We start from the raw sequence: 23,807 nt of genomic DNA, 5'->3' as shown, positions 1-23,807 counted from the left end.
TGGAGTGCCGGGGGCGTCAGCCATCGGCCTTACTCAGCTTCGGATTCGAGGTTGAGATTGACCGCGCGGGCCGGAACGACGGTGGAAATGGCATGCTTGTACACCATTTGGGTCACAGTGTTGCGGAGCAGGACGACGTACTGGTCGAACGATTCGATGTGGCCCTGCAGTTTGATCCCGTTGACCAGGTAGATCGAGACAGGGACGTGCTCTTTGCGCAAGGCATTGAGGAATGGGTCTTGTAACAGTTGCCCTTTGTTGCTCATAACAGCTCCGTAATGTTGTTGTAGTTTAAAAAATGGAGGCAAGCGCCTCCTTTTCAAGTGCACGGGGCAAGATTCAGCTTGGCGAACGATAGCCTGGAAGTACTGTAACCTGTTTTGCCGGATTTTGTCGTACTGCTAGCCTGAAATGGCCGGGAAAACCGCTGCGCTTAAGTCACTGCTAAGGAACTGCTCGGTTTGCTGCGCAGCGGCCGGGTGATGCGCCCTTAGCCCTGGTCCCTGGCGAACGGATTCTTCCCGCTGCGCAGCTCGATCCGCAGCGGCGTGCCGATCAGGTTGAAGGTCTCGCGGAAATGCTTTTCCAGGTAGCGCTTGTACGGCTCGGTGACGCCGTCGAGGGCATTGCCGTGGATGACGATGACCGGCGGGTTCTGGCCGCCCTGGTGGGCATAGCGCATCTTCGGACGGGTGCCGCCCTTGCGCTTCGGTTCCTGCTTTTCGATCGCTTCCTGCAGGGCGCGCGTCAGGCGCGGCGTCGACAGGTTGGCGGTGGCCGCCGCGTACGCGGTGTCGACCGAGGTCATCAGCTGCTTGATGCCGGTGCCCTTCAGCGCCGAGATGAAGCGCATTTCGGCAAACCCGAGGAAGTCGAGCTTGCGGTCGATGTCGTTCTTGATCTGGTCGCGCTGGTCGGACGTCAAGCCATCCCACTTGTTGACCGCCACCACCAGGGCGCGTCCCGACTCGAGGATGAAGCCGGCGATGTGGGCGTCCTGCTCGGAAATATCCTGCTGGGCGTCGAGCATCAGCACGACCACGTTTGCCTCCGACACCGACTGCAGGGTTTTCACGACCGAGAACTTCTCGATCGCCTCGAACACCTTGCCGCGGCGGCGGATGCCGGCCGTGTCGATCAGCGTGTACTGCTTGCCGTCGCGCTCGAACGGGACTTCGATCGAATCGCGGGTGGTGCCCGGCATGTCGAAGGCGATCACCCGCTGTTCGCCGACCAGGGTGTTGATCAGCGTCGACTTGCCCACGTTCGGGCGGCCGACCAGCGCGATCTTGACGCCGTAGTCCTGGTGCTCGAGCTCTTCCTCGTCGTCCGGGCGCGCGGCAAAGGCTTCGTCGAGCGCTTCGTTGACGAGGTCGTGCACGCCGTCGCCGTGGGCGGCGGAAATGACGTACGGGTCGCCCATGCCGAGCTCGTAGAACTCGGCGGTGACCGAGGTGTACTTCATGCCCTCGGACTTGTTAATGACCAGCATGACCTTGCGGCCGGACTTGCGCAGGAAGTCGGTGATGGTCTTGTCGTGCGGGGTCAGGCCCTGGCGGCCGTCGACGAGGAAGACGACGACGTCGGCCTCGGCCACGGCCTGCTTCGTCTGCAGCGCCATCTCGTGCATGATGCCTTCCTTGGCGACCGGTTCGAAACCGCCCGTGTCGATCACCAGGAACGGCCGCTCGCCGATACGCCCTTCGCCGTAGTGGCGGTCGCGCGTCAGGCCAGGGAGGTCGGCCACCAACGCGTCGCGCGAACGGGTCAGGCGGTTGAATAGGGTCGACTTCCCGACGTTCGGGCGACCAACGAGTGCAATTACCGGCTTCATGTAGTTATTCTATTCGACCGCGATCGCGGTCACAGTTCCATTTTGTGTTTGAAAAATCAGGTTCGATCCAGCAACCAGAGGCGTGCCGATGACGGGGCTGCCGTCGGTGGCGGCGCGCGCGAGGAAGCTGCCGTCCTCGCGCGACAGGAAGTGGACGTAACCCTTGTAGTCGCCGACGGCGACCGCGCGGCCGTAGGACAGCGGGGTCGACAGGCTGCGGAAGGCCAGCTTGTCGTTTTTCCAGACGCTGGCGCCGCTGTCGCGGTCAAAGGCGTGCAGCGCGCCCTTGTCGTCGGCGGCGAACACGAAGCGCTGGTCGACGGCGACGCCGACCAGCGAGGACAGGTCGCGCGTCCAGCGCGGCGTGCCCGAGGCCAGCTCATAGCAGGCGACGCGGCCCTGGTAGGCCACGGCGCAGACATCCTGTTCGAAGACCACGGGCGCGCCGCCGATGTCGGTGACGCGCTCGAGTTCGGTGGCGCCGCGCGCCGTGCCCACTTCGACTTCCCAGCGCGGCGCGCCGGTCGCGAGCAGGAAGGAGCCGAGCTTGCCGGCCGGCTGGGCGACGATCACGTCGGCGTTGTACACGACCATGCCCGGCGCGGTGCGCAGGGTCAGCGCCGGCGAGGTGCGCTGCACGGTCCACTTCTTCTGGCCGGTGGCGGCGTCGAGGCCGACGATGCGGTTGTCGATGCTGCGCGCGACGACGATGCCCTGGGAGACGGCCGGGCTCGACAGGATCTCGCTCGACAGCTGGGTCTTCCAGAGCGCCTTGCCGTCCATGTCGAAGGCCATCAGGACGCCGTCGGCGGCGCCGACGACGATCACGTTGCCGTCGGTACCGACGCCGCCCGTCAGGCCGGTGCCGGCCTTGATGCGCCACATCTGGCGGCCATCCGCGGCTTCGACGCGGGCGATGTCGCCATCGGCGCCGGCCACGACCACGGTATTGCCGGCCAGCGCAGGCGAGAACTGGTAACCGCGTGCCTTGCCGATGTCGAGCTTCCAGGCGGTGCGCACGGCCATCGTGCCCTTCAGTTCGACGAGCGGGGCCGGTTCGTTGCCCTTGGACTTGGACGCGAACGGATTGAGCGAGCTCAAGGTCGAGCAGCCCGTCATCAGGGCCAGGACACCGACACCAACCAGCTTACGGGTAATACGCATTTTCTTTTACCTTGTTCTGAGTCTGTAGAGGACGATGGAAGGACGCGAACGCCAACGCCTGCCGGAGCGGCAGGCGTTGGCTGCGTTCATTCTCGAGTGTGCTTGATCAAGCCGCCTTCGGTGCGGCCGGCGCATCCGCCGCAGCCGGCGCGGTGCCGCCGATGGCTTCGAGCTTGATGCGCACCAGCTGGCTGCCCGGATGCTTCGGCCCCATCGCGGCCAGCGCGGCGACATACGCGGCGCGGGCATCGGCAATCTTGTTCTGCGCGACGAACACGTCGCCCTTGCGGTCCGACACTTCGGCGGTGAACTGCGGCAAATACTTGGCGTCGAGCAGTTTCATGGCGCCGTCGTAGTTCTTCTCGTCGAGCAGCACGCCGGCCAGGCGCAGCTGGGCGACCGACTTGTATTCGTCGTTGCCGTTGTCGATCACCCATTGCAGCTGGGTCTTCGCGGTCTTCAGGTCGTTCGCGTCGAACGCGGTCTTGGCCGCGCCCAGGGCGCTCATCTGCGCGTAGGCGGTGCGCTTGAACTTCGACTGGATGTCGGCGGCAATGCGCTGGGCCTTGGCATTGTCTTTCGCCGTGACCGCATCGCTCATCTCGTCGTACAGGGCCGAGGCACCGACCGCCTGGTCGCGCTGGTGCTTGTTCCAGAAGTTGTAGGCGGCGAAGGCGCCGAGCGCCAGGATCAGCACCCAGGTGATCAGGTTGCCGTACTTTGCCCAGAACGCCTTGAAAGAGGCGATCTGTTCTTGTTCTTCGTGGTCGTATGCCATGTCGTTCGTCTAGTAGTAGTGATGAAGTAAACCGATGGGCCGGGGCCCCGGTGCTGCCTGCTCCGCAAGCGGAGTATTACGGATGGTAATGCACGTGATCGTGGTCGTGGTCGTGATCGCCGATGATGGCGTCGACCACGTGGTCGACCACCTTGTCGAAGGCGACGCTGGCCTGCTGCTGCTCGCCCGATTCGCCGCGCAGCGACTTCACCGCGGCCACGTTGTTGGCCACTTCGTCCTCGCCCAGGATCACCGCGAAGGACGCGCCGCTGGCGTCGGCCTTCTTCATCTGGCTCTTGAAGCTGCCCGCACCCGTTGGCGTTGCGCAATGTAACACAACGTCCAGGCCGGCATCACGGAGGCGCTCGGCCAGGATGAAGGCCTGCACTTGCGCTTCTTCTCCCTGGTGCACCATGTAGACGTCGCACTGGCTCGGTTGCGCCGGTTCGCCCAGGCCCTTCATCAGCTCGATGATGCGCTCGATGCCCATCGCAAAACCGACGCCCGGGGTCGCCTTGCCGCCGAACTGCTCGATCAGCGGATCGTAGCGGCCGCCGGCGCAGATGGTGCCCTGCGAGCCGAGCTCGTCGGTGACCCATTCGAACACGGTGCGGTTGTAGTAATCGAGGCCGCGTACCAGGCGCGGGTTGACGGTGAACTGCACGTTGTTACGGTCGAGCAGCTTCTTGACGCCTTCGAAGTGCGCCAGCGATTCTTCGCCCAGGTAGGACAGCAATTGCGGGGCGCCGTTCACCATCTCCTGCATGGCAGGGTTTTTCGTGTCGAGGATGCGCAGCGGGTTGCTGTGCAGGCGGCGCTTGGCTTCCGCGTCGAGGATATCGGCGTGGGATTCGAAGTAGGCGATCAGGTCGGCGCGGTGGCGCAGGCGCTCCTCGGCATTGCCGATCGAATTGAGTTCGAGGCGCACGTTCTGCAGGCCGAGGTCGTCCCACAGGCGGCGGCACAGCATGATCAGCTCGGCGTCGATGTCCGGGCCGGCAAAGCCGACCGCTTCCGCGCCGAACTGGAAGAACTGGCGATAACGGCCGCGCTGCGGACGCTCGTGGCGGAACATCGGGCCCTTGTACCAGAGGCGTTTCGGGCCGTCGTACACCATGTTGTGCTCGAGCACGGCGCGCACGACGCCGGCCGTGCCTTCCGGACGCAGCGTCAGCTGGTCGCCGTTCATCGAATCGGTGAAGGAATACATTTCCTTTTCGACGATGTCGGTGACGGCGCCGATGGCGCGCGCGAACAAGCCCGTTTCCTCGACGATCGGGGTGACGATCTTCTGGTAGCCGTAGCTTTTCAGGATGGTCTCGGCGGTGTTTTCGAACAGCTCCCACAGCGGTGCGTCAAGCGGGAGGATGTCGTTCATGCCTTTGATGGCGACGATTTTTTCTGGTTTGGACATAGCTTCTTCTATTCGTAGGGTGGAGTCCTGACTCCACCGTTGCGGCATTCGATCTGTGGCGCGGCGTGCATGCGCACCAGCGGTGGAGTCAGGACTCCACCCTACGCTTGCTTGCTGTAATTTTTCTTCACGTATTCCAGCACGATGTTCTGGAATTCGTCGACGATGCGCTCGCCGCGCAGCGTGGCCACCTTCTGGCCGTCGACGAACACCGGCGCCGCCGGCGATTCGCCGGTGCCCGGCAAACTGATGCCGATGTTCGCGTGCTTCGATTCGCCCGGGCCGTTGACGATGCAGCCCATCACGGCCACGTTCATCGCTTCCACGCCCGGATACGACTTCTTCCATTCCGGCATCGAATCGCGCAGGAAGCTCTGGATGTTGTCGGCCAGTTCCTGGAACACGGTCGAGGTGGTGCGGCCGCAACCCGGGCAGGCGATCACCATCGGGGTGAACTTGCGCAGGCCCATGGTCTGCAAGATTTCCTGCGACACGACCACCTCTTTCGTGCGGTCGCCGCCCGGCTCGGGCGTGAGCGAGACACGGATGGTGTCGCCGATGCCTTCCTGTAGCAGCACCGACAAGGCCGCGGTCGAGGCGACGATGCCCTTGCTGCCCATCCCGGCCTCGGTCAGGCCCAGGTGCAGCGGGTAGTCGCAGCGGCGCGCCAGTTCGCGGTAGACCGCGATCAGGTCCTGCACGGCCGACACTTTACAGGACAGGATGATCTTGTCGCGCGCCAGGCCGATTTCCTCGGCGCGCACGGCGTTCTCGATGGCCGAGGTAATGAGCGCTTCGTACATCACGGCCTGGGCGCTGAACGGGTTCGCGCGTGCCGCGTTCTCGTCCATGATGCGCGCCAGCAGCGACTGGTCGAGGCTGCCCCAGTTGACGCCGATGCGCACCGGTTTGTCGTGCTGGATCGCCACTTCGATCATCTGCGCGAACTGGGCGTCGCGCTTGGCGCCCTGCCCCACGTTGCCGGGATTGATGCGGTACTTCGACAGGGCCGCGGCGCACTCCGGGAAGTCGCGCAGCAGGATGTGGCCGTTGTAATGGAAATCGCCGACCAGCGGCACATCGACTTCCATGCGGTCGAGCTGCTCGCGGATCGCCGGCACGGCTGCGGCCGCTTCCGGCTTGTCGACGGTCAGGCGCACCATCTCGGAGCCGGCGCGTGCCAGCTCCTTGATCTGGATGGCCGTGCCGATCACGTCGGCGGTGTCGGTGTTGGTCATCGATTGCACCACCACCGGGGCGTCGCCGCCGATCCAGACCTTGCGTTCGCCATGCTGGACCAGCACGCGGCGGCTGGCGCGGCGTGCCATCGGTCCGGAAGGAATGGGCAGGTTCATAGAAGTCATTGCTTTGCTCGTTATACGTTGTTTCACAAGGGCGCCGCGGCCGCGCCGGTTCGTTTTATTTCAGCGCCACGCGCGAAACCGTCTTGCCCGGCACCGGCGGCAGCGCGAGCTCGGCGCCGCGCAGCGTGGCCGACACGCCGGCCGGATTGCCGACCACCAGCGTGGACGCACCCGGAATCTCGACCGTTTCGGTGCTGCCCGCCTTGACCAGGCGCGACACCAGGGCCTTGCCGCCCTGTGGCCGCACTTCGATCCAGGAATCCTCGCGCACCGTCAGCACCAGCGTGTTGGCGCCGGGTGCAGGGGCCACCGCAGGAACGGCCGCGGCCGGCGCCAGGGTGGCCGGCGGGACGGCAGCCGGTGCGGCAGCGGCCGGCGGCGTGGCGCTGCCGGGCGCTGCCGGGCCAGGCGCAGCGTTGCCGGCCGGCGCGGCCGCGCCACCGGCGGGGGCCGGTGCCGGCACCGAGATCAGCGGTACCGACGGATTATGTCCGGTCTCGCCGCCCAGGTGGGAGCCCGGCACGGTCTCGAGCGGCGGATGCAGGAGCTCGCCGTTGCCGGCGCCGCTGCCGGTCGTGTTGCCGGTCGTGCTGCCGGGCAGCGATACCAGGCCGAAGTGCCAGACTGCCGCGCCCGCGAGCGCCACCACCGCCACGCCGGCAATCCAGGCCAGCGGCAGGTTCGAGCGCTTGCCGTGGGTCGGGTAGCGCGAGTGCGAGAACGAGCGTTCGCGGCGCACGGGGGCGCCGGTCTCGGCCGGGAGCGGATTGTCCATCGGAATCATCGCCACCAGTGGCGCCGGGTCGACGCGCAGGATCTTGGCGTAGGCACGCACGAAACCGCGGGTGACGGCGGGGCTCGGCAGGGACGCAAAATCGCCCTTCTCGATGGCCACCACCTGGCGCACAGCCAGCTTGAGCTGCTCGGCCACCTGCTCGACGCTCCATCCCAGCGCTTCGCGCTGGGCCGCGAGCGTCGCTCCCGGCTCGCGTTGGTGGTTGTCCGGCGTGGCGCCCTGCTCTGCGCGCTCTGAAGTCATAATCGTCTCACTCATCGAATGCCCCGCGCTCGTACGCCAAGTATTCGGGCGAGCCGGGGAAGCGCCGCCGCAGCTGCGCCACGAGGCTGGCCTCCATCGAGCGTTCGCCCAGTTTACGCTGCACTCGCAAGGCAAGCCACAACGCGTCGGCGGACAGGGTATCGAGCTTCGACACTTCTGTCAGGCGGTTAATGAAAAATCCGGCGCGCTGGTAATCGCGCCGCTCGTAGTACACCCGACCCAGGCCGGCCAGGGTGGCGGGCAGTTCGGGGTTGTAACGCAGCGCATCGAGCAGGTAGCGCTCGGCTGCATCGTAATTCCTGGTCTTGAGGCTGCAGGCGCCGGCGTTCACCATGGCGCTCACCGGCGTCTGGTAGGACGGGTTCTTCAGCGCCGCCTCGAACTGGCGCATGGCGTCCTGCGGGCGGTTCGCGGTCTGGCACAGGAAGGCGCCATAGTTATTCGCCAGCTCCGGATTGCGCGGCGCCAGGCGCAGCGCGTGCCGGTAATTCTCGTCGGCCAGCGGCACCTGCCCCATCGCGGTATAGATCAGTGCGCGCATGCCGTAGGCGTCGGCATAATCGGGCGTGGCGGCAATCGCCTGCTTGACCTCGTCGAGGGCGATGTCGTACTTGCCCTGCTGGTAGTAACCGACCGCCAGCTGCAGGCGGATCGCGGCGCGCTTTTCGAGCGCCGTCTGGTCGGATGCGGTCTTGAGTTCGCCGCCGCCCTCGCCCGGCGCCGCGCAGGCTGCCAACAGGCAGGCCATGCCAACGGCGGCCAGGGCAGTAAACCACGAAAAGCCGGGCATGACCCGGCCTTTTGAGCCTTGGCGGCTAAACGAGCCTGGCGCGTCCCCTTTCAAGAAGGGATCTCCACGATGCGGCCGAAATCGGCGCCGAATTTCTTCTGGTATTCGGCCATCTTTTCCATGCGCTGGGCGACGCGGGTGCGGTCCTGCACCTCGCCGGCCAGCTGGCCGCAGGCGGCGTCGATGTCGTCGCCGCGCGTCTTGCGCACGGTGGTGACGATCCCGGCATCCATCAGCACCTGGGCAAAAGCCTTGATGCGCGGATTTTTCGAACGCGTCAGGCCCGACTCCGGGAAGGGATTGAACGGAATCAGGTTGAACTTGCAGTTCACGCCCACCACCGGATCGTTGACCAGCGCGATCAGTTCGCGCGCATGCTCGTCGCTGTCGTTGAAGCCGTCGAGCATGCAGTACTCGAAGGTAATGAAATCGCGCGGCGCGAATTCGAGGTAGCGCTTGCACGCGGCCATCAGCTCGCGCAGCGGGTATTTTTTATTCAGCGGCACCAGGATGTCGCGCAGGGCGTCGTTCGACGCGTGCAGCGACACCGCCAGCGCCACCGGCACGTCTTGCGACAGCTTGTCGATGTTCGGCACCACGCCCGAGGTCGACAGGGTCACGCGGCGGCGCGACAGGCCGTAGGCGTTGTCGTCGAGCATGAGTTTGAGCGCGGTGACGGTCGGCTCGTAGTTCAGCAGCGGCTCGCCCATGCCCATCATCACCACGTTGGTGATCTGGCGCTCGCCCTTCGGCCCGGGCTCGATACCCTTGGTGCGGCGCAGTTCGAACTCGGCCATCCAGAGCTGGCCGATGATCTCGGCCACCGTCAGGTTGCGGTTGAAGCCCTGCTTGCCGGTCGAGCAGAAGCGGCAGTTCACGGCGCAGCCGGCCTGGGTCGAGATGCACAGCGTGCCGCGGTTTTCTTCCGGGATGAACACGGTTTCGACCGCGTTGCCGTCGCCGACGTCGACCAGCCACTTGCGGGTACCGTCAGTCGAGGTATGGTCGCTGATGATGCCGGGTGCCGTGACGGTCGCGCGGGTCTTGAGTTTTTCGCGCAGCGACTTGGCCAGGTCCGTCATGTCGTCGAAGCTGCTCGCTCCGAACTGGTGTATCCAGCGCTGCAATTGCTTGGCGCGAAACGGCTTCTCACCCAATTCGGCGCAATAAGCGACGAGTTGCGCGGGATCGAAGTCCAGCAGGTTGGTGAGAGTCGTCATGATGTTCTGGTACCTAAAAAAGTGATGCCTGAAAAGGGTCAGGCCCCGCTCGCCGGGCCCGGGGCATCAGGCGAGCGGTTGTTGATGCAGCAAATCTATTGCTGCTGTCGATTACTTGAGTTCTGGGAAGAAGAAAGCGATTTCGACTTTTGCAGCTTCGACAGCGTCCGAACCGTGGACGGCGTTGGCATCGATCGAATCGGCGAAATCGGCGCGGATGGTGCCTTTTTCTGCTTTCTTCGGATCGGTCGCGCCCATCAGGTCACGGTGCTTCAGGACGGCGTTTTCGCCTTCCAGGGCCTGGATCATGACAGGACCGGACACCATGAAGTCGACCAGGTCCTTGAAGAAGCCGCGCTCCTTGTGGGCAGCGTAGAAACCTTCAGCTTGTTCGCGCGACAGTTGGGTCATGCGAGCGGCAACGATCTTCAGGCCGGCGCCTTCGAAGCGGCTGTAGATTTGGCCGATCACGTTTTTTGCAACTGCATCTGGTTTGATGATCGACAGGGTGCGTTCGATTGCCATGTAAAAACTCCAATAAAAAGAAAGGTTTAAATCGAGAAGAAGAGAACTCAATTAACCTTCGATTTTACCATACCTGGCCCCATATAGCCGATATTGCGGCATCGGCCGGCGAAGTGCCAGCGTGGCGGCGAAAATCCGCCCTGTCAATGCGCACCACCCGCCGGCGGCACTCCCACCCCACTGACTTATGGATGGCTTAAGGCTGGTTCCCGGTCGCCGCGCGGCGTGCTATGCTTAGTTAAAATTTACGTTTATTTAACCGGAGGCATCATGAATCCCATCCTGCAAAAGCAACCCGCTTACGACGTGGCCGTAGGCCAGGTCGCGCGCAACAAAGTCCTGCGCAACACCTTCTGGCTGCTTGCGCTGTCGATGATCCCGACCGTGCTCGGCGCCTTTGTCGGCGTGTCGATGCAGCTGCAAATCTTCAGCGGCTTCATGGGTTTCATCGTCTTCATGGCGATCGCCTTCGGCTTCATGTACGCGATCGAAAAGACCAAGGAATCGGCGGTCGGCGTGTTCGTGCTGCTCGGCTTTACCTTCTTCATGGGCCTGATGCTCACCCCGCTGCTGCGCCACACGCTCGGCTTCTCGAACGGCGGCAGCCTGATCATGACCGCCTTCGGCGGTACCGCTGCCGTGTTCGCCGTGATGGCCAGCATCGCGACGACCACCAAGCGCGACTTCTCGGGCATGGGCAGCTGGCTGACGGCCGGCGCGGTCGTCATCCTGCTGGCAATCGTCGCCAACATCTTCCTGCAGATGTCGATCCTCACGATCGTGATCTCGGTGCTGATGATTGCCGTGTTCTCGGCCTTCATCCTGTATGACGTGCAGCGCGTCGTGAACGGCGGCGAGACCAACTACATCACTGCCACCCTGGCAATCTACCTGGACGTGTTCAACGTCTTCACCGCCCTGCTGCGCCTGCTGGGCATCATGGGTGGCGACGACTAAGCGGAATTGCCCTAATGAAAAAGCCGACCTGCGGGTCGGCTTTTTTACGTCTTGTGTAGGGTGGGCTCCGCCCACGCGGTGATACGTGCCGGCTTCGATATCGTGCTCGACGATCTGGCCGCCGACCCTACGCCAGCTCGAACACCCCGATCGATTCCACGTGGGAGGTGTGCGGGAACATGTTCACGACGCCCGCCTTCTTCATCACGTAACCGGCGCGGTGGACCAGGATGCCGGCGTCGCGCGCCAGCGTCGAGGGGCTGCACGACACGTAGACGATGCGTTGCGGCATCAGTTCCGCCCTGCCGCTTTCGCGCAGCTCGGCCAGGGCCAGGGCCAGCGCGATGGCGCCGTCGCGCGGCGGGTCGACCAGCATGCGGTCGAACTTGCCCAGCGCGACCAGGTCGTCGGCCGTCACTTCGAACAGGTTGCGGGTATAAAACGTCGTTTTCTCCGACAGGCCGTTCGCCTTCGCATTCTCCAGCGCGCGCGTGCTCAGCACCGTGCTGCCTTCGATGCCGACGACTTCGCGCGCCTGGGTCGCCAGCGGCAGCGTGAAGTTACCCAGGCCGCAGAACAGGTCGGCCACGCGGTCTTCCGGCTGCACCTCGAGCAGGCCGAGCGCCTTGTGCACCAGCGCGCGGTTGATCTGGTGGTTCACCTGGGTAAAATCGGTCGGCTTGAAGGGCATGCGCACGCCGAATTCCGGCAACGTGTAGTACAGCTCCTTGTCCAGCGGATAGAACGGGTAGACCGTGTCCGGCCCCTTCGGCTGCAGCCACCACTGGATGCCCCACTCGTCGGCAAAGGCCTTGACCAGCTCCTCGTCCTTCTGCGTCAGCGGCGCCATGATGCGCATCACCAGCGCCGTGGTTTCCTCGCCGACCGCGACCTCGATCTGCGGCACCTGGTTATACAGCGACAACGAGCCGACCAGTTCGCGCAGCGGCATCAGCATGCCGCCCAGGTGCGGCGGCAGGATGTGGCAGAAGCGGATGTCGGCGACATACGAGGAAGCGCGCTCGTGGAAACCGACCAGCACCGTCCCCTTCTTCTCGACATGGCGCACCGACAGGCGCGCGCGGAAGCGGTAGCCCCAGGTCGGGCCGTACATCGGGCGCATGATGTTTTCCGCCTTAACTTTGCTCAAGTGCCACAGGTTGTCTTCCAGCGTGCGCTGCTTGATCGCCACCTGGGCGCCGGGCTCGAGGTGCTGCATCGAGCAGCCGCCGCAATAGCCAAAATGCTCGCAGCGCGGCTCGACCCGCATCGAGGAGGCGCGCTGCAAGGTGAGCATGCGGCCCGCCTCCCAGTTCTTTTTCTTGCGCTTGACTTCGTAGCTGACGCGTTCGCCCGGCAGTGCGTCTTCGACGAAAATGACCTTGCCCGGGGTGCCGTCCTCGTTCTCGAGGTGGCCGACGCCGCGCGCATCCGCGTCGAGCGACTTAATTTCGATAAAAGTTTCTTGCATGGGTAGGGTGGGCACTCCGTGCCCACGCGGAAATATGAATATTGGAAAGCGGAATTCCGGGCGACTCGCCGGCCGCGCGTTCGGCCTGCTGCCGCGCCAGGGAGGGCGGTATCAGGTCACAAGACCGGCGGCATCATAGCAAGGAATCGCGCACGACGCCACGGGCCGCCATGGCCCGCTTCAGCTTGACCAGGGCTTCCTGCTGGATCTGGCGCACACGCTCGCGCGTGACGCCCATCTGCTCGGCCAGGGTCTCCAGCGTTGCCGGATCGTCATTGTCGAGACCGAAGCGGCGCATCACGACCAGGCGCTGCTTTTCCGGCAGGCGCGTGAGCCAGTCGCGCACCAGGGCCGTCATCTCGTGCTGCTCGGCCTGCAGGTCCGGGCCGTCCTCGGCTTCGCCCGGCAGCATGTCCATCAAGCTCGATCCGGGGTCGTTGTCGAGCGGGGCATCGAGCGAGGCGGCGTGCTCGGACAGGGCGAGGATGTCCTGCACCTCTTCCACCGGACGCCCGACCAGGCTGGCAATGTCTTCGGCGGTGGCATCCTTGCCGTCGTGGTGGCGTGCCTCGAGGTGGTATTTGGCGCGCAGCACGCTGTTCAGTTCGCGCACCATGTGCACCGGCAGGCGCACGGTGCGTGCCTGGTTCATGATGGCGCGTTCGATGCTCTGGCGAATCCACCAGGTGGCGTAAGTGGAAAAACGGAAACCGCGCTCGGGCTCGAACTTGTCGATCGCGCGCATCAGGCCGATGTTGCCCTCCTCGATCAGGTCGAGCAGGACGACACCGCGGTTGATGTAGTGCTTGGCGATGGAAACGACGAGCCGCAGGTTGTGCTCGATCATTTTTTGGCGCGCGTCGAAGTCGCCCGCCTTGGCCAGGGTCGCGTAATGCACTTCCTGGGCGGCCGACAACAGCGCCCGGGTGCCGATCTGGTTCAGGTAATGCTGGGTGGTATCGGTCGAGAGCTCGGCGGCAAGGACTTTCTTGAGTTCGTCGACACTGTCGACCTCGGCGGCTGCGCCCGGCAGCATGGCGCCGACATCGGCACCATCGTTCGAAGCGAGGGGACCGTAGTCGTCTCCACTCTGGTTCTCGCCGGACGCGCCTTCGCCCTCCAGTTCGTCAGGCGGTTCGTCGGAAACGTCGTGATCCTGGGAGTGCGGCGGCAGCGTCATTGGCCCTCTCTAACGGCTGGGCAAGAACCTCGACGGATCGACCGGTTTGCCCTGCTGGCGAATCTCGAAATGCAGCTTCACCGAATCGGCATCGGAATCGCCCATCTCGGCGATTACCTGGCCCTTGGCCACGTTGTCGCCTTCCTTCACGACAATGGCGCGGTTATGGGCATAGGCCGACAGCAAGCTGTTGCTGTGTTTAACGATGACGAGGTTACCATAACCTCGAATACCGCTGCCAGCGTACATTACTTTGCCGGCGCCTGCCGCCATGACTTGCTGTCCGGCGCGCCCGGCAATATCGATGCCCTTGTTCTTGCCGTCGTCGAAGGTGGCAACGATACGCCCGTCCGCCGGCCACATCCAGCTCAGCTTCTCGTCATCGAGCGCCGTGACGGTGGCGCCGACACGGGCGCCGGCAGCCGGTACCGCCGCGGCGGTATTCGTGGCCGCAACCACGGTCTCGGCCTTTTCGCCGGACCGCGCTTCGGCGACCTCGCTGTCGGCCGGACGCTTGTCGGCACGCGGCGCGGTCTTGCGCGGCACCGTCGAAGCGTTTTCCGGCGGCATCGGCACCGGCCGGGTCACGACGGCGGCCGTGCGCTCGGCACGCTCGTTCGGGGCCACGCGCAGCACCTGGCCGACCTTGATGTCGTCGGGGTCGCGCAGGTTGTTCCAAGCCACCAGATCGCGGTAATCCTGGCCATTGTCGAGCGCAATGCGCAGCAGCGTGTCGCCGCGGCGCACCGTGTAGGTGCCGCGGGCATCCGGACGAGGCGCCTCGGCGCGGGCCGGCGTGCGTGCCTGTGCGCTCGAGCCGACGGGACGTTCGATGATCGGAACCGTGCGGGGGGAACTGGTACAGCCGGCGATCAGGCCAAAGGTAAGGGTCAGCAGGACTAAACGGGGTGTTTGTTTCATTCTCATCTAATATGTATTACGGGACCTGGGCAAGTCAGGCAATGCCAGGGCGTAAGGGGACAAAATGGCAGGCTTCCAGCGTCTCGCTGGCCCACTCCGACTTCGCCGTGCGGGTAATGCGCTGCAAGTGCTGCACCTGGCCGCCGACCGGGGCGACCAGCCGTGCGCCGATGGCCAGCTGTTCGAGCAGGGCGCGCGGCACTTCCATTCCGGCCGCGGCCAGGATGATGCCGTCGAACGGCGCAACCTGCGCGAGCCCGAGCATACCATCTCCGTAGTGCAAGCGCAGGTTGGACAGGCGCAATGATCGCAGGTTGGCCTTCGCCAGTTCGTGCAACGGCTTGATGCGCTCGATGGAATAGACCTCGCCCGCCACGCGCGCCAGCACGGCGGCCTGGTAGCCGCAGCCGGTACCGATCTCGAGCACGCGGCCGAGCGTACCCTTGCCTTCACGCATCGCTTCGATCATGCGGGCAACGATATAGGGCTGCGAAATCGTCTGGTGGTGGCCGATCGGCAGCGAGGCGTCGATATAGGCCTGGCCGGACAGCGCCGGTTCGATGAAGAGGTGGCGCGGCACGGCTTCCAGGGCAGCGAGCACCAGCGGGTCGCGCACGCCCTGCCCCGCGACGCGGGCCACCATCGCGCGGCGGATCGCCTCGGTCGCCATCAAGTCCGAGCGGGTCGCGGCCGGGGCGCTGGGCGCCGCCGGCATCGCATACCCCGGCAACTTGGGGCCGGGCTGCGGCCCCTTGGGCGGCTGGGCGCCGCCGATCGCGCGCGCGGCATTCTGGGTTGCCGTCTGCGGTGTCGCGACCGGCGCCGGAACGCCCGTCTTGCGGGCGCCGCTGGTGACCGACGACAGCGGCAAGGGGAAAGTGCTGCGTTCGGTCGTGTCTTTCATGCCAGTCCCCGGGTCAACAGTTCGAGCTGCGGCTTGTGCGTCAGGTCCACCTGGAGCGGCGTGATGGACACCAGTCCATTCGCGGCAGCGTGGAAATCGGTGTCCTCGGCCGCGTCGCGGCAGGCGCCCGGCGCGCCGATCCAGAAGATGTCGCGCCCGCGCGGGTCTTGCGCGCGGATCACGGGCTCGGCGTGGTGGCGGCGCCCGAGGCGGGTGGGCGTCAAGGGGCCCATCGCCTCGTAAGGCAGGTTCGGAATGTTTACGTTCAGCAAATAAGGCGAGGCCAGCACGTCGAAGCCGCGCAGCACGACCTCGCGCGCGACCCGGGCCGCGGCATCGAGGTGCTCCCAGCCATGGTTGACCTGCGAAAAAGCGATGGCCGGAATGCCGAACAGGAAAGCTTCGGTGGCCGCCGCGACGGTGCCGGAATACAGCGTGTCGTCACCCATGTTCTGGCCGTTGTTGATGCCGGAAACGACCAGGTCGGGCAACGCATCGAGCATGCCGGTCAAGGCGATGTGGACGCAATCGGTGGGCGTCCCGTTCACAAAATAATAGCCGTTGGCGGCCTGGGTGACCGACAGCGGGCGATCCAGCGTCAGCGAGTTCGACGCCCCCGAGCGGTTGCTGTCGGGTGCGACCACAATGATCTCGGCGACGCTCGCCAGTGCCTCGGCCAGGGCGTTGATGCCGGGCGCGAGATAGCCATCGTCGTTACTGATAAGAATTCGCATCACGCGATTTTACCTGAAGCAACGCTTTGATCGCGCATTCAGGACAGATAAATTCTCGCCTGCGGGGCATGACGCCGTTGTCGGAACACGACGCCGCCCGCCGCTTCTTGCCCGGCTGACCAGGTTCGCCGCCTGGCCTTGCCATGATGCCACGGCCGCGCGCCGGCGCTGGCCGGCGCTGGCGGTGCGGCCGCGGCCAGGCTCGCTCCGCGGCGGCCCGGCTTGCATTTTTGACCACCCGCGCCGGCTCGTCCCGGCCCGCGCAGCGCGGCGCGTGCGCCGCTAGCGCAGCGCCAGCGGCCTTCCGCCCGCGGCCTCCAGCAGCGCCCCCTCGAGTGAGGCAACCTCGTCTTCTGCAAAGGCGAGCAAGGCGTCCTTGTCGCCATCGTCGAGGTAGACCTGCTTGATCAGCGCCACCCCGCGCCGTCGCAGCGGCTGCGCGACGGTCGGACGCAGGATGGTTTCGCGCAGGCTGTCGGCAAGCTGGCGCGCTTCGCGCGCCCGCCCCGCCTCGACCAGCTTGTGGAGCTGGCCCAGCCGGTGCTCGAGCGCCTCGTGCGGGACCGGCTGTCCGGGCCCCGTGCGCATCGTACGGGGGCTCGTATCCGGGCCGCCGCCGGCGCCGGGCGCCGCCGCGGCGGCACCTGCGCCCATGCCGGCCGCGGAGGACGTGGCGGCGCAGGGGACGCCTGCCGCGCCGGGCGCATCGTGCAGGCCGGCCGACATCGCGCGCAGCTGCAACAGGCGGTTGCCGCCCTCCTCCACGCTCTGCTCGAGACGGCGCGCCGCTCCGCTATGGCCCTGGCTGGACAAGGTCTCGGCCAGCATGCGCTTGCTGCGCAGCGTTTCGTGGTCGTCCATCCCGCGCAGGCGCTCGTGCCGGCTGACGACGTGCTGCTGCAACTGCCTGGCCTCCTCGAGCTCGCCCTGCTGGCTCAATGTCGACGCCAGCCGGAGCAGCACGCCGAGGGTATCGGGGTGGTCGTCCCCCAGCCGGCGCGCGCGCGCCGTGGCCAGCGACTGCTGCATGTCGCGCACCGCTCCCAGGTCGCCCTGGGCGGCGAAGATCTCGGCCAGCGCCTCGCGCGCCTGCAGCGTCACCGGGGCCTCCGGCCCGAGGCGGCGCTCGCGCACCCGCAACACCAGCTCCTGCAGCTTGCGCGCATTGCCGAGGTCACCCATGTCGCGCAGCAGGGTCGCCAGCAATGCCGTGCAGCGCAGCGTGTCCTCGTGCTCGGTGCCGAGGATGCGCTGGCGGCCCTCGAGTACCCGCTCGTAGAGCATGCGCGCGCGCGAGTATTCGCCGTGCCCGGCAAGCGTGCGCGCCTGGCCGGCCAGGGCGTCGAGGGTGGCGATATGGCCGGGACCATACAGCCGCTCGCAAGCTTCGGTTACTTCCTCGTGCAAGGCCAGCGCGCGCGCAAACTGCTCCAGCCGCGCCAGGGTGGCCGCCAGCCCGGATTTCGCGGCCAGGGTTTCCGGATGGTCGGCCCCGAGCGCATGCATGCAGTGCTCGAGCAGCGCCTCGCATTGGCGGTGCGCTTCGCGCAGGCGTCCGCCCTCGCGCAGGACGCTGGCCAGGGCGGCGCGGCTGGCGCGGGTATCGGGATGCTCGTCGCCAAGCAGGCGTGCGCGCAGCAGCATGGCCTCGGCCAGGCATCCGTGCGCCTCGCCCAGGCGCCCCTGGCGCTGGTACAGCTCGCCCAGGCGCATCAGCTCGCGCGCCAGCAGCGCCCCGTTCGCATCGACGCTGTCGAGAGGGCGGGCGCCGTGGCGCTCGCCGGCCGCGAGGGCCGCGCGCGCGGCGCCGACCGCGTCCGTCAAGTCGAGCTCGGCGCGCGACTGCCAGGGGAAGCGGCCGGCGGCATGCCAGCCGAGCAGTGCCTCGATGGCGCGGGTTTGCGAGAGCCGGTCGGCATCGCGTTCCGGTGCGGCGCCCAGGTGCTCGGCCGCGCCGGCCGCCACCGCGCCATGCAGCTGCACCTCGTCGAGATAGCTGTCGAGCGACACCTGGGACAGTCCGTAGCAGCTTCGCAGCAGTTGCTCGAGCACCGCCTGGTAGCCGACGCTGCCCTTGTGCGGATCGCCGCGGCGCCACAGCATGCGGCGCTCGCAATCGAGGCTGTCCACCCCGCACGGCAGCGGATAGACGAGCAGCGGGTGCTGCGCCTCCTCGTGGCTGCAGCGGTACTCGATGGCGCGCGTCACCACCCCGGCCAGGCCCTCGAGGCTGCGCGCGTTGGGGGTGAACAGCCCGACCAGCCGGTCGGGCAGCAGGGTCGTGCAGACGCTGACCGCCGCCGAGCGTCCGCCGCGGCAGTCGATCAGCACGTGCCGGAAGTGGCGCGCAAGGTGGTCGGCGAAGGCCCGGAACAGCACCGGGCAGGCAGCGAACAGGCCGTCCCAGTCCATCCGGTCGGCACGTTCGCCGTAGCTGTCGTCGAAGCAGCCGGCGCGCATCAGGTACAGGGTGCGGCTCTGGTCGACCCGCTCCACGTAGGCTTCCCAGTCGATCGCCTCGAGCACCAGCCGCGCGCGTTCGGCATGGTCGAGGCCGGGGCAGCTGCGAGCGAGCGTGTCGAGCTGCTCGCGGCAGGCCTCGAAGTATTCGAGCAGGCCTGGGCGGGCGGCGTCGTAGCGCTCGACCTCGGGCCGCACCGCACCCGGCCGCAGCGCATCGGGCCTGGCATTGCCCGGCCGGGCATTGTCCGGCCTTTCGTGGCCGGGCCGTTCGTGGCTTGGCCTCCCCCCATCGTTTTCGGCGGACTCGACGCGCCTTGCGGCGCCAGCGGCCGAGCCGTACCGCGCCGCCCGCGGCGGCTCGATTTCGTAGCGCTCGTCGCAGCCGGGAAACAGGTGGTGCAGGCCGGGCGCCTCGGTGTCCCAATCGATCATCAGCACCGGCACCGTGGCGTTTTGCCGGCTTGCGAGCAGCACCGCGGCGTCGGCCAGCGCGAGGCTGCGCGCGGCGCCGTTCTCGAACGAATAAAAGGCGGTCACTTGACCGGGGCCGCTGATGGGGGGAAGCGTGATGCGGTTGATTTCCATGGGCTCCTCATTTTTTCGGAAAGGTCAGATCCGGGACGGCACGCCACTCGGGTGGGACATCGGGGAGCACGAATTGGTTGCAATCATGACCAGGCGGCATGTACATTTTCTGGTACTGGTAATGGGTCGCGATCCGCTTCACCATCTTGTCGATATCGGGCAGGAAGTCGGGATTCGATTTCAGGTCGGCGGTGGCCATCGTGAAATGCGAAAAGTCGACGTAGAAGGTGGAACCGGCAATCTGCGGCGGCAGGCGGTCGGGGTGCTGGGTCATGATGACCGGAATGATCAGGTGGCTCGGCAAGGTGTACCACTGGCTGCGTTCGGCTTCGAGCTGGCGCATCGCAGCGTATTCGCGCCGTGTGTAGGCGTGCGCTTCGTATTTGGGTGTGTAGATCAGGATCATGCAGACGCTCTCGCACATTGCGCGGGCGATCTTGCGGTCGAGGTCGTCCCCGCCGCCAAGCTGTTCGGTGTCGATGAAGAGTTCGTCTTCGTTGTCGAAATGGGGTTCGAGATAACAGCGCAGCGCATCGGCCAGCGCGGTCTTGAACCGCTTCATCAAGTCGTGCCGTCCGTGGGCATAGCTGAAGAAACAGCCGTACCTGATCGCCATCGCCATTTCTCCCATTCAATGCCTCAGTGCACACTCAGTGCCCGCTCAGTGCCCAGTATTTGCGCGCATGTCCATCCATGACTCTAGCGTTCCATTCACCCTGTATTTTGCGGGCGCACAAACGCCCCGGCCGACTCAGGCGCAAGCCGGCGTGTTGGTTCCGTCAGGCATAATTCGCCCCGTTTTAGAAGTTCTACAGGAGAAAATCATGAAAGCCATCGTATGCAAGGATTGGGGGCCCGTCGACAGGCTGGCACTCCAGGATCTGCCGGACCTGGTACCGGGAAGCGGGCAAGTGGTCGTCGACGTGCGCTCGGCCGGGGTCAATTTCCCGGACGTGCTCACGGTCCAGGGCAAGTACCAGATCCGCCCGCCCCTGCCTTTTACGCCAGGTAACGAATTTGCGGGCGTGGTGCGCGCCGTCGGCGCCGACGTCACCGCTTTCGCACCCGGCGACCGCGTGATCGGCTTTACCCGCACCGGTGCGTTTGCCGAACAGGCGCTGGCGCCAGCCGAGGCCCTGATGCCGATGCCGCCAGAAATGGACTTCGACACCGCCGCCGCGATCACCCTCACCTACGGCACCTCCTGGCATGGCCTGGTCGACCGCGGGCAACTGCGGGCGGGCGAGACGCTGCTGGTGCTGGGCGCGGCGGGCGGGGTCGGCCTGGCGGCCATCGAGATCGGCAAGGCGATGGGCGCGCGCGTGATCGCCGCGGCCTCCAGCGACGACAAGCTGGCGGTCTGCCGCGAACACGGCGCCGACGTCCTGATCAACTACGCCGCGTCCGACCTGCGCGAGGCGATCAAGGCCGCGACGGGCGGCAAGGGGCCCGACGTGATCTACGATCCCGTTGGCGGGCCCTACAGCGAGCCGGCGCTGCGCTCGATCGCCTGGCGCGGACGGCACCTGGTGGTCGGCTTTGCGGCGGGCGAGATCCCGAAGCTGCCGTGGAACCTGATGCTGCTGAAAGGGGCGTCGGTGGTCGGCGTGTTCTGGGGCGACCTGGTGCGCCGCGAGCCGCAGGAGAACCTGGCCGCAATGCGCACGATGCTGGGCTGGATGGCCGAGGGCAAGCTCAAACCGCTGGTGTCGAAGCGCTATGCGCTGGCCGATACGGCGCAGGCATTGAACGACATGGCCGAGCGCAAGGTGACGGGGAAAGTGGTGATCGTGCCGTAACGGGCGTAGGGTGGGCGGCTCCACCCGGCCATATGAAGTATCGCGGCCGGTTCGCCGCGCACGCGTTCAACCCACGTTCGATCAACCGGAGCGGCTATTCATCCGCCGCTTGAACGCGTAGGCGGGAAACCCGCCTACCCTACGTCCCTTCGGGTGCGTCAGCCATGATCAGGGGTTTGCGCCTTCGGCCTGAAAAAATCGATCACTTCCTGCTGGACCCGCGTCCGCTTGAACGGCGGCAAGCTCTGCCAGATCCTGCGCCCGTAGGGCTTGCTGATCAGGCGCGGGTCGCAAATCATCAGCACGCCGCGGTCGTCGACGTCGCGGATCAGGCGGCCGGCACCCTGCTTGAGGGTGATGATCGCTTCCGGCAGCTGGTGGTGCATGAAGCCGTTCATGCCCTGCTTTTCCATCACTTCGATGCGGGCGGCCAGCACCGGGTCGTCCGGCGGCGCGAAGGGCAGCTTGTCGATGATGACGAGCGAGAGCGCCTCGCCGCGCACGTCGACCCCTTCCCAGAAACTTTGGCTGCCCACCAGCACCGCGTTGCCGGCATTCCGGAACGAGTCGAGCAATTCGGTACGCCCGCGCTCGCCCTGGACGAACAACGGGTAGTCGAGCCCGCGGTCGGCGAATTCGGCGCGCAGCCGTTCGGCCACGCGATTGACGGCGCGGATCGTGGTGCACAGGAAGAAGGTGCGCCCGCCGGCAGCCTCGATCACCGGCAGCGCGTGGTCGACCACGGCGTCGGTATAGCCCATCGAATTCGGTTCCGGCAGCCCGGTCGGCACGTAGAGCACGCCCTGCTCGCCGTAGTTGAACGGGCTCGGCCAGGTGCGCGCCGGTTCGCCGGTCAGGCCCATCTGTTCCGAGAAATGCTTGAAGTCGTTCTTCACCGCCAGCGTCGCCGAGGTGAAGATCCAGCTGCGCGGCGTCCCCTCGCGCTGGTTCTGGAAGATCGGCGCGATCGACAGCGGGGTCTTGTGCAGTTGCAGCGACGAAGCAAAGGCCTCGACCCACAGCACGGCCTGGTCGCCTTCGACGACCTTGCCCTTCGGGTCGGCCTTCCAGGCGTCGTAGGATGCCTTCAATTCGACCGCCCGCACACGGCAGGCCTCGAGGGTTTCGGCGCGCTCGGCCTGCTCCTCGAGCACGGTTATCATGCCGTCGAGCTCTTCCTTGAGCGTGTCGAGCGCCGGGAAGAAGTTCGAGGTCGGCGGCACCTGCGGCAGCGACAGGCGGGTGCCGCCTTCCGGGAAGGTCAGGCGCAGGTCGCGCGCCGCCTTTTCGACCACGGTCACGACCTTGGCCCAGTCCACGCCCGCGCGCGCATGCGCCAGGCCTTCGGCCAGCACGTCGCGGCACAGTTCCAGCACCTGCGAAGTCGAGACCGACTGGCCGAAGAACAGTGTCGCCGTGTCGGGCAATTGATGCGCCTCGTCGAAGATGATGGTGTTGGCCGACGGCAGCAGCTCAGCGACGCCGGTATCCTTCAAGGCCACGTCGGCGAAGAACAGGTGGTGGTTGACCACGACCACGTCCGCCTGCTGGGCTTCCCGGCGCGCCTTCATCACGAAGCAGTCCTGGTAGTACTGGCATTCGGCGCCCATGCAGCTGTCGCGCGTGGAGGTCACGAGGTTCCACACCGAGGCGTTTTCCGGCACCTTGGCCAGTTCGGCCTTGTCGCCCGAATTGGTCATCTTGATGAAGCGCGAGATTTCGCGCAGGTGGCCGACGTCGTCGCGCGAGGTCAGGCGCCCGTTCTGCAGCGTGCGCTCCAGGTGGTAATGGCAGACATAGTTCGAGCGCCCCTTGAGCAGCGCCACCGAGACCGGGGCTTTCAAGGCCTTGCGGATGGTCGGGATGTCGCGCAGGAACAGCTGGTCCTGCAGGTTCTTGGTACCGGTGGAGACGATGGTCTTGCCGCCCCACAGCAGCGCCGGGACCAGGTAGGCGAAGGTCTTGCCGGTACCGGTACCGGCCTCGGCCATGAGCACTTGCTGGTCAGCAATCGCGCTGGCGATGGCTTTCGCCATTTCGGTCTGGGACTGGCGCGGCTTGTAGGTGCCGACGGCGGGCGCGAGCGGGCCGCCGACGCCGAACAGGCGGTCGAGCTCGGCATCGTACTTGCCGACCGGCGCATCGCTATGCGCGTCGGCGGAGCGGTTGCCGGACGCCTCGGCGGCGCCGGGCACGGGAAGGTGATCGGTCAAAATGGGCGGGTTTCGGATGTAAATGCAAGAGCCGAAGACAATCAGGCCGGCACGTCCGGCACGAGTTGCATCTTCAGCAGGGTGATGTGGTCTTTCAGCTGTAGTTTACGCTTTTTCAGGCGGCGCAGCTGAAGCTGGTCGGCATGTCCATCCGCGGTCAGCATCGCAATGACCGCGTCGAGGTCGCGGTGTTCCACGTCGAGTTCGATAATGCGGCGCTGGATGTCTTGGACATCGGTCATGATGGCGGTTCCAAACGAAGTTTTGACAGGACGGGGCGGCAGCTGGCGGTGGCGGGCGTTGTGCCGCATTGTGCCGCGCAGTGCCGGCTCTGCAGGGCCGCGCAGTGCTTATATACGCTTGCGGCTTGCAACACGGAGGCTTCTCGGTGCATAGTTTAATCTAGAGCGACGTTGCCGCCAACAAAGATC

At 65.9% G+C, this 23,807-nt stretch carries 21 protein-coding genes; 2 read left to right on the top strand and 19 right to left on the bottom strand.

The features are described from left to right. Positions 1-29: 29 nt before the first annotated feature. The 10 genes from hfq to ndk form a co-directional block, all read right to left on the bottom strand. Entirely contained in the window at positions 30-266 is a 237-nt protein-coding gene (gene hfq, locus ACFPAH_RS09540; RefSeq protein WP_019141241.1) for an RNA chaperone Hfq, read from the bottom strand. A gap of 224 nt (positions 267-490) precedes the next feature. Then, entirely contained in the window at positions 491-1,834 is a 1,344-nt protein-coding gene (der, locus tag ACFPAH_RS09535; RefSeq protein WP_379744089.1) for a ribosome biogenesis GTPase Der, read from the bottom strand. Between the two features lie 9 nt (positions 1,835-1,843). Then, a complete protein-coding gene (bamB, locus tag ACFPAH_RS09530) occupies positions 1,844-2,998 on the bottom strand; it encodes an outer membrane protein assembly factor BamB (RefSeq protein WP_379744086.1) in 1,155 nt (384 codons plus the stop codon). A gap of 106 nt (positions 2,999-3,104) precedes the next feature. Further along, positions 3,105-3,776 carry a YfgM family protein gene (locus ACFPAH_RS09525; protein WP_379744084.1) on the bottom strand — a complete coding sequence of 224 codons (672 nt, stop codon included), beginning with the start codon at positions 3,774-3,776 and terminating at the stop codon, positions 3,105-3,107. Between the two features lie 76 nt (positions 3,777-3,852). Continuing rightward, positions 3,853-5,190: a histidine--tRNA ligase gene (gene hisS, locus ACFPAH_RS09520; RefSeq protein ID WP_379744082.1), complete on the bottom strand. Its 1,338-nt coding sequence runs from the start codon at positions 5,188-5,190 to the stop codon at positions 3,853-3,855. Between the two features lie 101 nt (positions 5,191-5,291). Beyond that, positions 5,292-6,554 carry a flavodoxin-dependent (E)-4-hydroxy-3-methylbut-2-enyl-diphosphate synthase gene (ispG, locus tag ACFPAH_RS09515; RefSeq protein ID WP_379744080.1) on the bottom strand — a complete coding sequence of 421 codons (1,263 nt, stop codon included), beginning with the start codon at positions 6,552-6,554 and terminating at the stop codon, positions 5,292-5,294. A gap of 55 nt (positions 6,555-6,609) precedes the next feature. Beyond that, positions 6,610-7,593 (bottom strand): helix-turn-helix domain-containing protein, encoded by a 984-nt coding sequence (locus tag ACFPAH_RS09510; RefSeq protein WP_379744078.1) that lies wholly within the window; start codon positions 7,591-7,593, stop codon positions 6,610-6,612. Between the two features lie 7 nt (positions 7,594-7,600). Then, the gene (pilW, locus tag ACFPAH_RS09505) at positions 7,601-8,404 is read right to left on the bottom strand and encodes a type IV pilus biogenesis/stability protein PilW (RefSeq protein ID WP_379744076.1); all 804 of its coding nucleotides are present in this window, start codon (positions 8,402-8,404) and stop codon (positions 7,601-7,603) included. Positions 8,405-8,454: 50 nt separating this feature from the next. Then, positions 8,455-9,624, bottom strand: coding sequence for a 23S rRNA (adenine(2503)-C(2))-methyltransferase RlmN (gene rlmN / locus ACFPAH_RS09500; protein WP_379744074.1), 1,170 nt, complete (start codon positions 9,622-9,624; stop codon positions 8,455-8,457). Between the two features lie 111 nt (positions 9,625-9,735). Then, on the bottom strand, positions 9,736-10,149 hold the full coding sequence (gene ndk / locus ACFPAH_RS09495; RefSeq protein WP_182989213.1) for a nucleoside-diphosphate kinase: 414 nt from the start codon (positions 10,147-10,149) through the stop codon (positions 9,736-9,738). Between the two features lie 270 nt (positions 10,150-10,419). Here ndk and ACFPAH_RS09490 point away from each other — a divergent pair, with 270 nt between their 5' ends. After that, the gene (locus tag ACFPAH_RS09490; RefSeq protein WP_379744072.1) at positions 10,420-11,106 is read left to right on the top strand and encodes a Bax inhibitor-1/YccA family protein; all 687 of its coding nucleotides are present in this window, start codon (positions 10,420-10,422) and stop codon (positions 11,104-11,106) included. A gap of 127 nt (positions 11,107-11,233) precedes the next feature. On the opposite strand, the gene rlmD is transcribed toward ACFPAH_RS09490, so the two are convergent. The 7 genes from rlmD to ACFPAH_RS09455 form a co-directional block, all read right to left on the bottom strand. Then, entirely contained in the window at positions 11,234-12,577 is a 1,344-nt protein-coding gene (gene rlmD, locus ACFPAH_RS09485) for a 23S rRNA (uracil(1939)-C(5))-methyltransferase RlmD (protein WP_379744070.1), read from the bottom strand. 133 nt (positions 12,578-12,710) lie between these two features. After that, a complete protein-coding gene (gene rpoS / locus ACFPAH_RS09480) occupies positions 12,711-13,757 on the bottom strand; it encodes an RNA polymerase sigma factor RpoS (protein ID WP_379744068.1) in 1,047 nt (348 codons plus the stop codon). A 9-nt stretch (positions 13,758-13,766) separates the two neighbouring features. Continuing rightward, the gene (locus ACFPAH_RS09475) at positions 13,767-14,678 is read right to left on the bottom strand and encodes a peptidoglycan DD-metalloendopeptidase family protein (RefSeq protein ID WP_379744066.1); all 912 of its coding nucleotides are present in this window, start codon (positions 14,676-14,678) and stop codon (positions 13,767-13,769) included. Between the two features lie 34 nt (positions 14,679-14,712). Continuing rightward, entirely contained in the window at positions 14,713-15,582 is an 870-nt protein-coding gene (locus ACFPAH_RS09470) for a protein-L-isoaspartate(D-aspartate) O-methyltransferase (RefSeq protein ID WP_379744064.1), read from the bottom strand. Next, entirely contained in the window at positions 15,579-16,316 is a 738-nt protein-coding gene (surE, locus tag ACFPAH_RS09465; protein WP_379744394.1) for a 5'/3'-nucleotidase SurE, read from the bottom strand. Before surE ends, ACFPAH_RS09470 begins: the two co-directional genes overlap by 4 nt. 282 nt (positions 16,317-16,598) lie before the next feature. Beyond that, entirely contained in the window at positions 16,599-19,364 is a 2,766-nt protein-coding gene (locus tag ACFPAH_RS09460; protein WP_379744062.1) for a tetratricopeptide repeat protein, read from the bottom strand. A gap of 7 nt (positions 19,365-19,371) precedes the next feature. Beyond that, a complete protein-coding gene (locus tag ACFPAH_RS09455) occupies positions 19,372-19,980 on the bottom strand; it encodes a toll/interleukin-1 receptor domain-containing protein (protein ID WP_379744392.1) in 609 nt (202 codons plus the stop codon). 208 nt (positions 19,981-20,188) lie between these two features. Here ACFPAH_RS09455 and ACFPAH_RS09450 point away from each other — a divergent pair, with 208 nt between their 5' ends. Then, positions 20,189-21,163 carry an NADPH:quinone oxidoreductase family protein gene (locus ACFPAH_RS09450; RefSeq protein WP_379744060.1) on the top strand — a complete coding sequence of 325 codons (975 nt, stop codon included), beginning with the start codon at positions 20,189-20,191 and terminating at the stop codon, positions 21,161-21,163. A gap of 158 nt (positions 21,164-21,321) precedes the next feature. Here the strand turns inward: ACFPAH_RS09450 and ACFPAH_RS09445 are convergent, their stop codons facing one another. Together ACFPAH_RS09445 and ACFPAH_RS09440 are read right to left on the bottom strand one after the other, a co-directional pair. Continuing rightward, entirely contained in the window at positions 21,322-23,376 is a 2,055-nt protein-coding gene (locus ACFPAH_RS09445; RefSeq protein ID WP_379744058.1) for an ATP-dependent DNA helicase, read from the bottom strand. 41 nt (positions 23,377-23,417) lie between these two features. After that, positions 23,418-23,618 (bottom strand): YdcH family protein, encoded by a 201-nt coding sequence (locus ACFPAH_RS09440; RefSeq protein WP_056333185.1) that lies wholly within the window; start codon positions 23,616-23,618, stop codon positions 23,418-23,420. Positions 23,619-23,807 lie beyond the last annotated feature (189 nt).

The sequence above is a fragment of the Massilia sp. GCM10023247 genome, assembly GCF_042653325.1.
Lineage (GTDB): Bacteria > Pseudomonadota > Gammaproteobacteria > Burkholderiales > Burkholderiaceae_D > Telluria.
Note: the sequence above shows the minus strand (reverse complement) of the source record. Positions and strands in the feature narration are given on the sequence as shown.

Coding starts and splice junctions, on each gene's coding strand:
- ACFPAH_RS09440 (WP_056333185.1), bottom strand. CDS start 23,618: ATGACCGATGTCCAAGACATCCAGCGCCGCATTATCGAACTCGACGTG.
- der (WP_379744089.1), bottom strand. CDS start 1,834: ATGAAGCCGGTAATTGCACTCGTTGGTCGCCCGAACGTCGGGAAGTCG.
- rpoS (WP_379744068.1), bottom strand. CDS start 13,757: ATGACGCTGCCGCCGCACTCCCAGGATCACGACGTTTCCGACGAACCG.
- ispG (WP_379744080.1), bottom strand. CDS start 6,554: ATGACTTCTATGAACCTGCCCATTCCTTCCGGACCGATGGCACGCCGC.
- ACFPAH_RS09475 (WP_379744066.1), bottom strand. CDS start 14,678: ATGAAACAAACACCCCGTTTAGTCCTGCTGACCCTTACCTTTGGCCTG.
- ACFPAH_RS09460 (WP_379744062.1), bottom strand. CDS start 19,364: ATGGAAATCAACCGCATCACGCTTCCCCCCATCAGCGGCCCCGGTCAA.
- ACFPAH_RS09525 (WP_379744084.1), bottom strand. CDS start 3,776: ATGGCATACGACCACGAAGAACAAGAACAGATCGCCTCTTTCAAGGCG.
- ndk (WP_182989213.1), bottom strand. CDS start 10,149: ATGGCAATCGAACGCACCCTGTCGATCATCAAACCAGATGCAGTTGCA.
- hfq (WP_019141241.1), bottom strand. CDS start 266: ATGAGCAACAAAGGGCAACTGTTACAAGACCCATTCCTCAATGCCTTG.
- ACFPAH_RS09470 (WP_379744064.1), bottom strand. CDS start 15,582: ATGAAAGACACGACCGAACGCAGCACTTTCCCCTTGCCGCTGTCGTCG.
- ACFPAH_RS09490 (WP_379744072.1), top strand. CDS start 10,420: ATGAATCCCATCCTGCAAAAGCAACCCGCTTACGACGTGGCCGTAGGC.
- rlmN (WP_379744074.1), bottom strand. CDS start 9,624: ATGACGACTCTCACCAACCTGCTGGACTTCGATCCCGCGCAACTCGTC.
- ACFPAH_RS09510 (WP_379744078.1), bottom strand. CDS start 7,593: ATGACTTCAGAGCGCGCAGAGCAGGGCGCCACGCCGGACAACCACCAA.
- surE (WP_379744394.1), bottom strand. CDS start 16,316: ATGCGAATTCTTATCAGTAACGACGATGGCTATCTCGCGCCCGGCATC.
- bamB (WP_379744086.1), bottom strand. CDS start 2,998: ATGCGTATTACCCGTAAGCTGGTTGGTGTCGGTGTCCTGGCCCTGATG.
- rlmD (WP_379744070.1), bottom strand. CDS start 12,577: ATGCAAGAAACTTTTATCGAAATTAAGTCGCTCGACGCGGATGCGCGC.
- hisS (WP_379744082.1), bottom strand. CDS start 5,190: ATGTCCAAACCAGAAAAAATCGTCGCCATCAAAGGCATGAACGACATC.
- ACFPAH_RS09450 (WP_379744060.1), top strand. CDS start 20,189: ATGAAAGCCATCGTATGCAAGGATTGGGGGCCCGTCGACAGGCTGGCA.
- ACFPAH_RS09455 (WP_379744392.1), bottom strand. CDS start 19,980: ATGGCGATCAGGTACGGCTGTTTCTTCAGCTATGCCCACGGACGGCAC.
- pilW (WP_379744076.1), bottom strand. CDS start 8,404: ATGCCCGGCTTTTCGTGGTTTACTGCCCTGGCCGCCGTTGGCATGGCC.